Raw genomic sequence first — 14,156 nt, forward strand, 5'->3', positions numbered from 1 at the left:
CGAAAATACGGAAAAGGGTACTCTTTTCCTATGCTTGCTAAGAAAGTTTTTTCCTCACTTATCACTACAACGGAACTCCCAGTATGCCAAAAAGCGCAAAAGAAAAACGCCGCAATTCTGCGACGCTTCATTCACTTTATGCAGACAAAAACGAGGGAACTTTATTCCCCCGTCCTGTCATTGTTGGCTTCCTCTATGCCTTTTGCAGTAGCAGACATGATTTTTAAGTCTGTTTCGCTCATTGTGTCAAGCATGGTATCGAGCTGACGGCGGCGTGTGGACTTCTCTTGTTCCCGTTCCGGGAAAAAGAACTGGTCTACTGATACGTCAAGCAGGGTTACAAGCTCATATAAAATCTGTAAACTTGGGTGCTGCCCGCTGTTTTCAATGGACGCGATATACCGGGGCGCAATATTCAGTGTGTCGGCTAACTGATTGCGTGATATTCCCTTTGCTTTTCTTGCTGCTTTAATGGCTTGCCCGAAAGCCTTAAAATCATACTTCACTTTATCCTGCTTCATATTTTTCACCCTATTACATTTTACTGTTCCTCTTTTCTTTGAGATATGATTACACATATCATAGTATTGATGGTAATAGAGCATAAAACATGCAGAGTAAGGTTGCTACAACTCATATTGCCATATATAATATCTAATGACATCGAAAATTAAAGAAATTGATTAGAAATAGATTTTTGTTTGATAATCTTAAATCAGATATTCACAATGGAGGCACATTTATGTCGCAGAGTATTTTAATTGTAGACGATGAAAAAGAAATTGTATCAATGCTGTATTGCTATTTCAGCAAACTTGGATATACGGTATATACTGCAACAGCAGGAAATGCTGCATTAAAAGAAGTAGAAAAAAAACCTGACATTATTTTGTTAGACGTTAATATGCCAGATATTGATGGATTTACTGTTTGTGAAAGAATACGGGATTATGTTTCATGCCCTATAATTTTTTTAACAGCACGCATTGAAGATAGTGATAAAATAAAAGGATTTTCTATTGGCGCAGACGACTATGTAATAAAACCATTTTCTGTTGATGAATTAGAAGCTCGCATTGCAGCACATCTTCGCAGAGAAAAAAGACACAATACATCTTCAAAGGTGCAATTTGATGAAGATATGGTTATAGATTATTCCTCACGTATTGTGTTTTATCATAATAAGGATATGGCTTTTACCAAAAAGGAATTTGATATAATATCTTTCCTTTCACAAAACAAAGGAATTGTTTTTGACCGGGAAACTATTTATGAAAAAGTTTGGGGATTAGACGGCATTGGTGATAATACAGTTGTTACAGAACATATCAGACGTATTAGGGCAAAATTTTTATCTTTAGGCGATAGACCTTACATTGAAACTGTTTGGGGGTGCGGATATAAATGGAAAAATTAAAGAGAATCAGATGGTTCAATCGGTTAAATAGCATGAGTATTAGGATGTCCTTTGTTCTTTATGCTTTGTTTTCGTTGTTGATTGGAATAATTATTTGTATACTTTTAATTTCAATGGTTGACAAATACAGAATAAATTTGAACTATAAGTATGAAAATATGTCAACAAGGTATGATATACCGGAAAATGGTTCATTTACCGCCGCTTATAGTAATGACCAAACAAAATACACAATATTTGATACGAAAGGAAACGAGATATGCAAGTTCAATGTTGATTATCAAAAAGAACGCCCAGTACACGAATATGTCTATCCGAACCATGTTTCATATATCGAAGTTTCACCTAATTTTACAAACCGGGATAGGCTTATTGACAGTGTTTTAGGTTCATTAAATGTTGCAATTATTCCTATCGTATTATCTATTAATATGATATGTTGTGTAACATTTTTTTATAAAAAAAAAATATCGAAACCTATTAAGCTATTAACTAATGCGTATCATAAAATTGAAGCAAATGACTTAGATTTTACGTTATCATATCCATTAAATGATGAAATGGGAAAACTCTGTCATGCCTTTGAAAAAATGAAAGACTGTTTGGCGAAAAATAATGAAACTATGTTTCGACAATTTGCTGAACAGCGCCGTCTAAACGCTGCTTTTTCACATGACTTACGCACTCCTTTGACTTTACTAAAGGGTCATGCTACTATGCTGCTTTCCTTTATTCCCAAAGGCTTAGTATCACAAGAAGAAATATTAGATGAAATATCAGTAATGTCAAAAAATGTTTCACGTCTTGAAAAATATGTAAATGCTATGACGAACTTATATAGGTTAGAGGATATTGATATTCCACGGCAACAGATTACATTTCATGCACTTATTGATAATTTTAATAACACAGCAGAAGCACTTTGTTATGACAAACATTTTTCAATTACTACAAGCGGTGATAATATAACCTTGTTTATCAATTTAAATACAGTCATGCAGATTTATGAAAATTTACTCTCTAATAGTATTAGATACGCAAAAAGTGATATTGCTATTAGCGCAGTAATAGAGAATAATAATTTAGTTATATCTGTTTCAGATGATGGTTGCGGGTTTAAAAATATTGATATTGAAAAAGCGACATTACCATTTTATAAATCATCGAAAGATATATCTACTGAACATTTGGGATTAGGGCTGAATATTAGTAAGATTTTAAGTGAAAGACATGGCGGAAATATCCAAATTGCTAATAATGAAGCAGGGGGAGCATGTGTTACAGTAAAAATAAATTGCAATGAAAGTTGATTGAAAATAGACATTTTATTGCTATTATAAATTTAAAAGAAAGGAGATAAGGACAAATGAAAAAAATAATATGTATGTTTCTAAACTTATCGTTATTGGTGTGTATTGTTGGGTGCAGTCAAGCAAAGGACAGTGATAACCATGTAGTACAAGATTATTCCGAAGAATATGAGGTTTCTCCTTATGGAAGTGAAGAAGCACTTGACACTTTGGGTGATTTGAAGATTTCAATGAGTACAGAAAAGGATTTAGATTTGAAGCACCTTTCATTTCTAATAGAAAATACTTCTGATAAAGAATACCGATATTCACCAAATTATTTTGAAATAGAAGCTGAACAATCCGGCACTTGGTATCAACTTAAACAGCTTGATGACCCCTCAAAGAGCAATGAAAAGGATTGTTTTATTAAGCCTAACGAACGATTAACATTAGAAATTGATGTTAAAAGTTTTTATGGAGAATTGCCTGCTGGACACTATCGTTTGATTAAACAATTTGCGTTCTTTGAAAGTGAAAGAGATTGGGATTACGATACATATAATTTATCTTGCGAATTTACGATAAGGTAAAAATTCTCTACTTCATAAGCATGAAATAAAAAAACGCTTATGAAGTAGAAAGTTCGACTCAGAACTTTTGAAAAGATAGCCAAAAATTACTTTGTGATTTCAGAATAAACATCATGGACTTTTCACACGTGTTTTCTTTTTTCTACATCCCTTCGTTTATGATAACACTCTTTATACCTGAGACACTGTTAAGTGCGTTCAGTATACCCGTTACCGCCATGTTGCTATTTTCTTCTGATACACCGCCAAGGTCAAGGTATATCATTATCTGGTCTTCACCCTTATATATATCAATATACCCCATATAGTTTTCTTCATCACCATTTTGTGAAGAATAACCCGACATCACCTGCTGGATCTCTTCAGCTTTCTCATCTGTCACACCGCCGTCAAAATACACACTATATAAAAAGCTCTCTCCGTCAAATCCTGCAACATGTGCCTCGTAGTTCAGGTCAAGCTGATCTATCCCCAATATACTGTCAAAGTCGAATTCTCCGTCTTCTCCAAATCCATATTCTCCATAATTTTCTGCCATAGCATCATCCATATTATCTGCCATTTCACTATTCCCCCTCTATCTCATTTTCTTTCTCTGCAACCTCCGTCTCATCCTGTTCTTCCGCTGCAGCATCCTCAGGACTTCTCTCAAACCTCGCATATCCGCTGTCATATTTCAGATAAATGACATTCTTCTCAGTTGTGCTGATATATATTTCCTGTCCAGCTTCAAGATCCACGCCTGCTGCCGCAAAATTCTCTGCAGGATAGTCTTTGCTGTCGACCTTTTTTATCGTTCCCGCGATCTCGTATCCTTCCGGCAATTTCTCATCTCTTCCGGTTGCATTGTAATAATAGATATACCCATCATACATAACCTGTGGCTGCTCTATCATTCCGCTTTCCACACCGGTCGAGGTCTCCACGCCATTTGTTCCTGAAACATTTCCCTCAGAACTACCGCAGGCAGTACATGCCATAATCGAAAGCGCCGCAGCACATATAAATATTTCTTTTCGTATCCCCATACAATTTTCCCCTTTTTAATACTTATTTATGGATGTTATTGTAAACCAGCTAACTGTATGTCCATATTAACATGGCTTTCCCAGCTCTGCAACATACATATTATTAAAGTTGTCACCATATGCTCACTTCCGTCCATCCATATCCTCATCCCGGACATATCTCGCATTGAACTCCATATTGATCTCACGGAGCTCCTTCTTCCCATCAATATAATCCTGGTACATCTCTGTGATACCGCACATGCATCCATCGCAGTAAGCATCTATATTTCCCAAAGAATCGGCAACTATCTGCTCTCGTTCTTCCCTAGTTGTGTCCTTTATAAGAAAACCTGCCATCGTCAAAAGCCTCCTCTTACAATTCTCATAAAAACAATTAAAACCGTTTTTATACACAAGTACATGTCAAAAAAACAGGCACTTGTAGTTCTTGATACATAAGATATGAAACATATCCATATCTCGAACTACAAGTGCCGTCCGGCCTTTTTACTGTCTGACCTTAATGTGAACCTCACGGAGCTGCTGCTCTGTAACCTCGCCAGGTGCTCCGCACATAAGATCCTGTGCATTTCCATTCATTGGGAATGGGATGACCTCTCTGATATTCTCCTCGTTTCTGAGAAGCATGATCATTCTGTCCACACCAGGAGCCATACCTGCATGAGGTGGTGCTCCGAACTGGAATGCATTGTAGAGTGCTCCGAACTTCTCCTTCAGATCATCCTCTGTGTATCCTGCGATCTCAAATGCCTTAACCATGATCTTCATGTCGTGGTTTCTTACAGCGCCTGATGAAAGCTCGATACCGTTGCAGACGATGTCGTACTGGTAAGCCAGGATATCAAGTGGATCCTTCTCATTTAACGCCTCAAGTCCGCCCTGTGGCATTGAGAACGGATTGTGAGTGAAGATGATCTTCTTGCTCTCCTTGTCATACTCGTACATTGGGAAGTCATTTATATAACAGAAACGGAATGCGTTCTTCTCGTTGAGGTCAAGTCTGTTGCCAAGCTCAATTCTGATCTGTCCTGCAAATGACGCTGCAAGCTCCTCCACGTCTGCGATGAAGAAAATAGTATCTCCAGGCTGAAGGCCTGCAAGCTCTGCGATCTCACCCTTCATATCATCAGGAATGAACTTGTCGATAGGTCCCTTGTATGACATATCCTCAAGTATCTCCAGATATCCAAGGCCGCCCATGCCGATGCTCTGTGCAAACTTGAGCATCTTCTCATGCTGTCCCTTTGAAAGCTTCTTGTGTACATTGATGGCACGTACCGTCTTGCCGTGGAATGGCTTGAATGTACATCTCTGGAAGAAATCTGTAAGATCTATTATTCTAAGTGGGTTTCTGAGGTCAGGCTTATCCGTACCAAACTCAAGCATAGCCTGCTTGTAGCTGATGATCGGATATGGAGCCTGTGTAACAACTGCGCCCTCAGGTGCAAACTTCTCAAATGTTGCTGAGAGGACTTCCTCTCCAATCTTGAATACGTCCTCCTGTGTTGCAAAACTCATCTCAAAGTCGAGCTGGTAGAACTCTCCTGGTGAACGGTCTGCTCTCGCATCCTCATCTCTGAAACAAGGAGCTATCTGGAAGTATTTGTCAAATCCTGATACCATGAGGAGCTGCTTGTACTGCTGTGGTGCCTGTGGAAGTGCATAGAACTTGCCCTTGAACTTTCTTGATGGCACGATGTAATCTCTTGCACCCTCAGGTGATGATGCGCAGAGGATAGGTGTCTGGATCTCAAGGAATCCCATCTCAGTCATCTTCTGACGAAGGTAGCTGATGACCTGACTTCTGAATATCATGTTGTCCTTAACCTTCTTGTTTCTGAGATCAAGATATCTGTACTTGAGTCTCACATCCTCACGTGTCTCCTTGGATGTCTGGATCTCAAATGGAATCTGCTTGTATACCTTACCGAGTATCTCTACAGTCTTCGCCTCAAGCTCGATAGTACCTGTAGGGATCTTAGGGTTGTATGTCTCCTCATCTCTGTGTTCAATGATACCCTCAATCGATACACAGTCCTCCTTTGTTATTCCGTCAAGAAGTGATGTGTCTCTCATTACTACCTGGAGCACGCCATACATATCACGAAGATCGATAAATGATACTCCACCATGGTCACGGATATTCTCTACCCATCCGGCAACCTTAAGTGTCTGTCCCACATCGCCCTCAGTGATCTCGTTCATTGTTCTGTTACGATAAATGTTCTCGATTGTCATCTGTTCTCTCCTTTTCTTTACTATTTGCCTGTGGCTTTATGTCCACTTTGGCTTTTTCAGGATTACGCACTGGCTGTTATTTCTCTTGCAAATAGAAAAAGCTTATGTTCATCCTGAATCAGATGCACATATATATATATGCAAATATTCAGGACGAACATAAGCTCTCTCAAACTACCTGTCGGTTACTTGTCTGCTTTAATGTCCGCGGTACCACCTGATTTACCGTTACACGATCTTCGTATATTCAAAGCATCGCGTCCCAGTCCCTCTCAGTCACCTTGCTCATGACCTCTCTGCGTATCGTGCAGCTACGGCTCCCCTACTCGACATAAAACACGTATCCCGCTATGGGCTATATCTTTCAGCTTGCGGCTGGTAAAGTGTTATTCACATATATTCACTCCGCCGGACTCCCACCACCACCGGCTCTCTGTGGGCGATAATCTATGCTACTTCTCTTCGTCATTGCCTTATATATGGCGTCAGCACATATCTGACGCCACATTATTATATTCTAGTGATTCAAGTTCTGTCAACTATATTTATGTATATTTCCACCATCATCCCACAATCTCTGCACCAAACGGCATGAGCGACAGTTTGGCGATCTTAAAGAACTGAAGCCCAAATGGAATTCCGACTATCGTTATGCAAAGCAGCAGCCCCAGGCAGGCATTCTCTACCGCCATAGGTATTCCGCAGCAGAGCAGCCATATGATATTCGCGATCAGCGAGCCAGCCCCGCCTCCATACACTATCTCTTTTCCAAATGGAAAGAATGCAAGTCCTGCAAACTTAAAGCACTGCATCCCAATCGGAATCCCTATTATCGTTATACAGCACAGCACCCCGCTTGCCACCCACGAAAGTCCGCTCAATATTCCGCCACATAAAAACCATATACAATTTCCAAGACATCCCATGATATCATCTCCTAATCATCAAAACACAACTAACATATAGTAATCCAAGCATACACTCATACAATACACCCCATCATACTAAATTCATTTCATCTGCACAGTGCAGCCAGCATCCTGACTGCCGCCTCATACTCACCATTATCTCTAGTCTTCCGGATCTTCTTAAGAGCCCTCTCAGCTCCCTCCACATCACAAAACAGCCTCGACCAGTAAGCCCACAGCTCCTTCATCTTGAACATCGTGTTGCCCCTGCCCACATCCGACTCACAGTAATTCCTGTAAAGTTCATCGTGAAATATGAAGAATCTGTTCCAGTCATATGTACTGTCGCCACACTCTTCTTTTATCCGCTCCGCCAGACAAGGATCAGCTATTATCCCCCTGCCTATCATAACCTTACTTATATCAGGAAAATCACCCGTGAACCTGTCATAATCCGCCACACTGTTTATATCTCCGTTGTAGCACACTGTGTCTGGTCTTCCATATGAAGCCACACCTTCGGCAAACACTTCCATGTTTGGCGTATTCTTGTAGAAATCCGTCTGTATTCTCGGATGTATGATCAGCTCACTTATCGGATACTTCTTATATATTTCTATGATATCCTCAAACTCCACAGAACTGTCTCTTCCTATTCTGGTCTTTATAGACACATCCATCACGTCGGCGGCAAATACTTCATATAAGAAGTTGTCAAGCCTCTCCGTATCGTATATCAAACCCGAGCCTTTATACTTCGTGACAACAGTTTTTGACGGACAGCCGAGATTGATATTCACCTCGTTATATCCAAGCTCCTTCAGGAACTTTGCGGCCTTCACAAATCCCTCGCCGCTGTTGGTCAGAAGCTGCGGCACCACATTTATCCCCTGATTGTTTTCCGGCAGCACATCCCTTAGTTCCCTGTTTCTGAGAGGACGTCCTTTCGCCGGGGCAATGAACGGCATAAAGTATTTGTCAACGCCGCCGAAATATTTGTGATGTGCATTTCTGTATATGTATCCTGTTATCCCCTCCATCGGGGCAAGATATATCAAATCATCCCTGTTGTTCATCCATCATTCTCCCATTAAATCCGTAAACCCGGTATAAATATCCTGCAATGACATTCCTTATGACAAAAATATAGAGGCCTTCATCACTCACATGACAAATGCCTCTACATTATAAACTATATTGTTCTATTTGAACAGATTTGTAACAAACTGTACAAAGTCAATTCCAAATGACTGGAGAAGCAGCAATGCAAGCAGTATTGGTGCCACAAACTTTACCATGACAATATAGAGCTTCTTTCTTCCAAACTTCTCGCCATTTCTTGTAACCTCGTCTATAACCGTCTTAGGCTTCACTACCCAGCCGATAAGTATACATGACAGGATAGCCACAAGCGGCATGAAGATGTTGTTACTCAGGTAATCCATCACATCGAGGATCTGGGCTGTAGCTCCATTTGGAAGCTTGAGCTCAAAGTACCATATGTTGTAACCGAAACATACGACCAACATTCCGACAACCGCATATACAGTTGTTATGACCGCACTCTTCTTTCTCGTGAGATGGAACTTATCCATAAGTCCTGACACTATCGCTTCCATGACCGATACTGAGGATGTAATCGCCGCAAATGTAACCATGATGAAGAACAGGGCTCCGATGACTGTTCCGACCTTACCCATGGCATTGAATACCTTTGGCAGAGATATGAACATAAGTCCAGGGCCCGCTGACATGCCTTCCGTTCCAGAGAACACATACACCGCAGGGACTATCATCAGACCAGCAAGGAAAGCCACTGCCGTGTCAAATATCTCTATCTGATTGATCGACTTCATAAGGTTAACATCCTTCTTAACATATGAGCCATACGCAACCATGATACCCATAGCGACACTTATCGAGAAGAAGAGCTGTCCCATGGCATCCATTACAACCATGAATATATCCCTGAATGTCATTCCCTTAAAATCAGGAATCAAATATACCTTCAGTCCATCAATTCCTGTTCTGATCGTACCATCATCACCGGTATGCTTGATCGTCAGCGAATAGATTGAAATTCCAATTATAAGAATTACCAATATCGGCATGAGCACCTTGCTAAACTTCTCTATTCCCTTTTCAACACCACAGAATACGACAACGCCTGTGGCCGTAAGGAATATAAGTGCAAATACTATAGGCGCAGTCTGGGCTGTTATAAAACCGGTGAAATAACCGTCACCAGTGGCAGCCTCTGTCTGACCTGTAAAATATGCTGTCATATACTTCAGAACCCATCCTCCGATAGTACAGTAATATGGAAGGATTATGACCGGTACGATCCATGCCAGACCGCCAAGCCATTTCCACTTCTTATGTATAAGACCATAAGCGGTGAGCGGTCCCTGCCGAGTCTTTCTTCCTATTGCAATATCTGTTGTGAGCAGTGTGAATCCAAATGTAAGTGCAAGTATTATATACACAAGTATAAACACGCCTCCGTTGTCCTTTGCCGCAAGATATGGAAACCTCCATATATTTCCAAGTCCTACCGCACTTCCCGCTGCTGCCATAACAAAGCCCAGCGTCCCCGTAAAATTACTTCTTTCCTTCTTATTCATAATCGCCCTTTCTGTTTTTGCTTTTATTTTTTGCTATCCAGTCCCCTGTCTGGACATTTACTTTTCCTTTTTGCCTTCAGCTTTGCCGATGCCGCAAAGTATGCGCGACATCTCGCAGGATAATTTCGGAATGCGCCATATATATTGTATAAATAAAATCCATACGTCAGGAATTTACCGGCAGGTCCTATCTTGTCCTTCAAGGTCTTCGGGTATCTCTTTCCGCCAACCTCGGGATGATTGCCGTCATTTATATAATTTATCAGATCATCCTCCGAATGTATATAATCCGGAAGATATGTACCTGCAAGTCCGACACAGTTCTCCTTATGGGCATCGCTTCCACCAAAAACAGGTATATCATAGTATGACGCAAGCCTTCTGGCCATCTTATTCCTCTTGGCTGATTCACAGCAATTATATCCCTCTATGAAGTCAAAATGCTGTGCATATAGTCTGTGCTCTATCACGCCAAGCCTTCTCGTGCTGCCAAAGCTCATGAACTTCTCGCCAAATGGATGAGCTGGGCCAAGTATACCGCCGCACTCGTGCACAAGCCATATCACCCTGATAAGCGCCATGCCCCTATGTTCAAACAGGTCGTACACCTCCTCAGGTGTATCTGATGGCAATACGATGAGGAAATGTCCATAGTCAAACGTATCATACTCGATACCTCTGAGCACAGAGAAATCCTTCACCTTATCTTTCTGCCTTAAGTACGCTTTGTATCCGGAATATGAATCATGGTCTGTGACCAGCATTCCGTGAAAACCACGCTGCTTTAACAGATCAATATAATCAAGAATCTTTACTTTGGCATCGGGTGATCCCTCAGCCGTATGACAATGCATGTCAAATCTTACTCTGTTCATGTGACCATCTCCTCTGATTATCCATCATGACATACAATCTAATACTCTGCTCCGTTTCCAAGCCATGTTATCTGTGAAAATGGGAAATACACAAATTCTGCTTTGGCAAGTATTTTGTCACGCTTCACATAGGTATTCTCCCAAAGTCTGGCATCCGCTGAGTTTGGTCTGTTGTCTCCCAGCATAAAGTAACAGTCCTCAGGAACCTGATACGGCCCAAACGATCTTACGTCAGTCCTTGCCTCATCACTCAGATAATCCTCCTTGAGCGGAGTATCACTTCCATTTATATATACCTTACCATCTATGATCTCCACGGTCTCACCCGGCAGTCCTATGATTCTCTTGATATATACCTGGGACTCATCGTCCGGCCACTTGAATATGGCTATATCGCCACGCTCAGGATCAGAGAACTTATATGTAAGCCTGCTTCCTATTATATTGTCTCCAAGCTGTATTGTCTCAAGCATGGAACCAGTAGGTACATTACAGTTTAATATCACAAATCGTCCCAGCAGAAATGCCAGTACGGCGGCCACAACTACTATCACTATACAATCAATCACATCCTGCTTATAATCACGTTTTATATCTCTGCGCCTTATCCTCATCTGATGCCAGACGACACCGCCATGCTCAGATTCACTCACGCCCTCATCCACAAAACCAAATTGTTCGTAGAATGGGATCATGTTCTCTTTACATGTGAGGACGACTCCGTCGAGTTTACATTTGACCGTCTCCTGAAGAACCTCATGCATTATCTTCGCCGCATATCCATTGTGCTGATAGTCCGGCAGAGTTGACACGCCGAATATCATAAGCCAGCGACCCTTCTTGTCGTAGAAGTCCTCGCCCGTATACATGGCATCGCTCAAATCCTTCTCATTAGTAGTAATACCATTTATACCTGCTATTATTCGTCCGTCCTTCTTGAGCACCCAGAAAGTTTCTCTGTGCGCCTTCAGTCTTCGCTCTATAGACTCCCGGCTTGCTGCCTCAGCCTCAGAAAATGTCTCCTGCTCAAGCATCACAAGCTGGTCAAGATCTTTTTTACCTGGATTGTTTACCTTCATAAATATCCAAACACCTCTTTTCTAAGACACCTATTCTCCATTATCTCACATAACAGAACGGTGTCAAGAAAAAAGGATGCATATCTGACAGATATGCATCCTCTTATCTGAAATCATCTATGCAAATTTCTATTACTCTACACTGTAGTTAGGAGCTTCCTTTGTGATATGGATATCATGTGGATGGCTCTCCTTGAGTGAAGCTGCTGAAATCTTGACGAACTCTGCCTTCTCATGAAGCTCTGCAATGTTCTTTGCTCCGCAGTAACCCATACCTGAACGAAGTCCACCGATGAGCTGGAATACTGTATCCTCAAGTGATCCCTTGTATGCCACACGGCCCTCAACGCCCTCTGGGACAAGCTTTCTTGCGTTCTCCTGGAAGTATCTGTCCTTAGAACCATTCTCCATGGCTGCTATAGATCCCATACCTCTGTATACCTTGTACTTACGTCCCTGATAAAGCTCGAAATCACCAGGAGCCTCATCTGTACCTGCGAACAGGCTTCCCATCATACATACGTTGGCACCTGCTGCCAGAGCCTTTGTGATATCTCCTGAATACTTGATACCGCCATCTGCGATAACAGGGATTCCGGCATTCATAGCTGCATCATATGCCTGCATGATAGCTGTGATCTGTGGTACACCGATACCTGCAACAACTCTTGTTGTACAGATAGAACCAGGTCCGATACCGATCTTGACTGCATCTACACCCATGTCGATCATAGCCTGTGCGCCTGATCTTGTTGCAACGTTACCGGCAATAACCTGAAGGTCAGGATACTTCTCCTTAACCATCTTGAAGGTTCTCAGAACGTTGGCTGAATGTCCATGTGCTGTATCTATAACTATCGCATCAACCTTTGCTGATACGAGCTCTGCAACTCTGTCGAGGATGTTGGCTGTACATCCTACTGCTGCTGCACAGAGAAGTCTGCCCTGTGCGTCATGTGCTGAATATGGGTACTTGATCTGCTTCTCAATATCCTTGATCGTGATGAGTCCCTTCAGATGGAAATCGTCATCAACGATAGGAAGCTTCTCCTTACGAGCCTTTCCAAGGATCTCTCTAGCCTCGTCAAGTGTGATTCCCTCCTTTGCTGTAACAAGACCCTCAGATGTCATTGACTCCTTGATCTTCTTGGTGTAGTCCTTCTCAAACTTCAGGTCACGGTTGGTTATGATTCCAACAAGCTTGCCATCCTCTGTGATAGGTACACCTGAGATTCTGAACTTGCTCATAAGCTCGTCAGCATCTGCCAGTGTATGCTCTGGAGATAAGTAAAATGGATCTGATATTACACCGTTCTCTGAACGCTTTACCTTGTCAACTTCCTCTGCCTGCTTCTCTATGGACATGTTCTTGTGGATAACTCCGATACCACCCTGACGAGCCATGGCAATAGCCATTCTGTGCTCTGTAACTGTGTCCATACCGGCACTCATAAGAGGAATGTTCAACTTAATCTTCTGTGTCAGCTTTGTTGTAAGGTCAACGTCATTTGGTAATACCTCAGAATAAGCAGGTACCAATAAAACGTCATCAAATGTAATTCCTTCGCCAATAATCTTACCCATTTTCTTCTCTCTCTTTCTGTAAAATATTTAATAAGAGCATTGTGCTCATTATGTACGTCAATTAGCCTTAATAGAGAAAACACATCACCCAACACTTATCGCGTTGGGTGATGTAACTTTTTAAACATGCTAACAAATTATATAGTTCTTGTCAAGGCAGTTCTTCCGTCTCCGTGGTCACATTTGTCTCTGTGTCCTCCGGATCTTCAGGATCTCCCTTATATACATAAGTGTCTTCCACTCCGAAATCTATACTGTCGTCTCCGACCTGCGCCACGGATATCTCCTTGCCCGCCTCAAACGAGTCCTCATATGGAAGAAACAGCGTATCTCTGTCTATATAGATAGTCTCCTTCAAAAAGGCATCATCTATCCACACAAATGTACATTCATTGAAGTTGCTTCCGTGGATATAATATCCATTCATAGGCTGTGGCTCCTCAGCACTCTCACCGTCCCCGGAACCATCATTTGCCGTGAAATCCGCTTCTTCATCAACCGGTGGCACATACACGCCC

At 41.6% G+C, this 14,156-nt stretch carries 14 protein-coding genes and 1 pseudogene; 3 read left to right on the forward strand and 12 right to left on the reverse strand.

Annotation, left to right across the window (positions count from 1 at the left end; genetic code table 11):
- Positions 1 to 161: 161 nt before the first annotated feature.
- On the reverse strand, positions 162 to 521 hold the full coding sequence (locus tag AB5150_RS11145) for a helix-turn-helix transcriptional regulator (RefSeq protein WP_022215893.1): 360 nt from the start codon (positions 519 to 521) through the stop codon (positions 162 to 164).
- A gap of 221 nt (positions 522 to 742) precedes the next feature.
- Here AB5150_RS11145 and AB5150_RS11150 point away from each other — a divergent pair, with 221 nt between their 5' ends.
- Genes AB5150_RS11150 through AB5150_RS11160 form a run of 3 tightly spaced genes read left to right on the forward strand, consistent with a single transcriptional unit; the run spans position 743 to position 3,299 of the window.
- Positions 743 to 1,417 (forward strand): response regulator transcription factor, encoded by a 675-nt coding sequence (locus AB5150_RS11150; RefSeq protein ID WP_015533934.1) that lies wholly within the window; start codon positions 743 to 745, stop codon positions 1,415 to 1,417.
- On the forward strand, positions 1,405 to 2,727 hold the full coding sequence (locus AB5150_RS11155; protein WP_055273306.1) for a HAMP domain-containing sensor histidine kinase: 1,323 nt from the start codon (positions 1,405 to 1,407) through the stop codon (positions 2,725 to 2,727). Before AB5150_RS11150 ends, AB5150_RS11155 begins: the two co-directional genes overlap by 13 nt.
- Before the next feature lie 56 nt (positions 2,728 to 2,783).
- Positions 2,784 to 3,299 (forward strand): immunoglobulin-like domain-containing protein, encoded by a 516-nt coding sequence (locus AB5150_RS11160; protein WP_022215889.1) that lies wholly within the window; start codon positions 2,784 to 2,786, stop codon positions 3,297 to 3,299.
- 142 nt (positions 3,300 to 3,441) lie between these two features.
- Here AB5150_RS11160 and AB5150_RS11165 read toward each other — a convergent pair whose 3' ends face one another.
- From AB5150_RS11165 to AB5150_RS11215, 11 genes and pseudogenes are all read right to left on the reverse strand, one after another.
- Positions 3,442 to 3,861, reverse strand: coding sequence for a hypothetical protein (locus AB5150_RS11165; RefSeq protein WP_055146970.1), 420 nt, complete (start codon positions 3,859 to 3,861; stop codon positions 3,442 to 3,444).
- A gap of 4 nt (positions 3,862 to 3,865) precedes the next feature.
- Positions 3,866 to 4,327 (reverse strand): hypothetical protein, encoded by a 462-nt coding sequence (locus tag AB5150_RS11170; RefSeq protein ID WP_055273304.1) that lies wholly within the window; start codon positions 4,325 to 4,327, stop codon positions 3,866 to 3,868.
- 123 nt (positions 4,328 to 4,450) lie between these two features.
- Positions 4,451 to 4,666 carry a hypothetical protein gene (locus AB5150_RS11175; RefSeq protein WP_015533935.1) on the reverse strand — a complete coding sequence of 72 codons (216 nt, stop codon included), beginning with the start codon at positions 4,664 to 4,666 and terminating at the stop codon, positions 4,451 to 4,453.
- A gap of 150 nt (positions 4,667 to 4,816) precedes the next feature.
- Positions 4,817 to 6,568, reverse strand: a complete 1,752-nt coding sequence (gene aspS, locus AB5150_RS11180; protein ID WP_055273302.1) for an aspartate--tRNA ligase — start codon at positions 6,566 to 6,568, stop codon at positions 4,817 to 4,819.
- A gap of 563 nt (positions 6,569 to 7,131) precedes the next feature.
- Positions 7,132 to 7,494 (reverse strand): YccF domain-containing protein, encoded by a 363-nt coding sequence (locus AB5150_RS11185; RefSeq protein ID WP_015533938.1) that lies wholly within the window; start codon positions 7,492 to 7,494, stop codon positions 7,132 to 7,134.
- An 89-nt stretch (positions 7,495 to 7,583) separates the two neighbouring features.
- Entirely contained in the window at positions 7,584 to 8,552 is a 969-nt protein-coding gene (locus AB5150_RS11190; protein WP_161171897.1) for a tRNA-dihydrouridine synthase, read from the reverse strand.
- 126 nt (positions 8,553 to 8,678) lie between these two features.
- The gene (locus tag AB5150_RS11195) at positions 8,679 to 10,100 is read right to left on the reverse strand and encodes a sodium-dependent transporter (RefSeq protein ID WP_055280491.1); all 1,422 of its coding nucleotides are present in this window, start codon (positions 10,098 to 10,100) and stop codon (positions 8,679 to 8,681) included.
- A 23-nt stretch (positions 10,101 to 10,123) separates the two neighbouring features.
- Positions 10,124 to 10,975 (reverse strand): PHP domain-containing protein, encoded by an 852-nt coding sequence (locus tag AB5150_RS11200; RefSeq protein ID WP_161171898.1) that lies wholly within the window; start codon positions 10,973 to 10,975, stop codon positions 10,124 to 10,126.
- Between the two features lie 38 nt (positions 10,976 to 11,013).
- Positions 11,014 to 12,054, reverse strand: a complete 1,041-nt coding sequence (lepB, locus tag AB5150_RS11205) for a signal peptidase I (protein ID WP_022215883.1) — start codon at positions 12,052 to 12,054, stop codon at positions 11,014 to 11,016.
- 132 nt (positions 12,055 to 12,186) lie between these two features.
- Positions 12,187 to 13,638 (reverse strand): IMP dehydrogenase, encoded by a 1,452-nt coding sequence (guaB, locus tag AB5150_RS11210; RefSeq protein WP_015533942.1) that lies wholly within the window; start codon positions 13,636 to 13,638, stop codon positions 12,187 to 12,189.
- A 151-nt stretch (positions 13,639 to 13,789) separates the two neighbouring features.
- Positions 13,790 to 14,156: pseudogene (locus tag AB5150_RS11215) on the reverse strand (LTA synthase family protein); the annotation flags it as partial.

Origin of the sequence: Coprococcus sp. RTP21281st1_F1_RTP21281_210402 (assembly GCF_040915325.1) — a bacterium.
GTDB classification, from domain to species: Bacteria; Bacillota; Clostridia; order Lachnospirales; family Lachnospiraceae; genus Coprococcus; species Coprococcus aceti.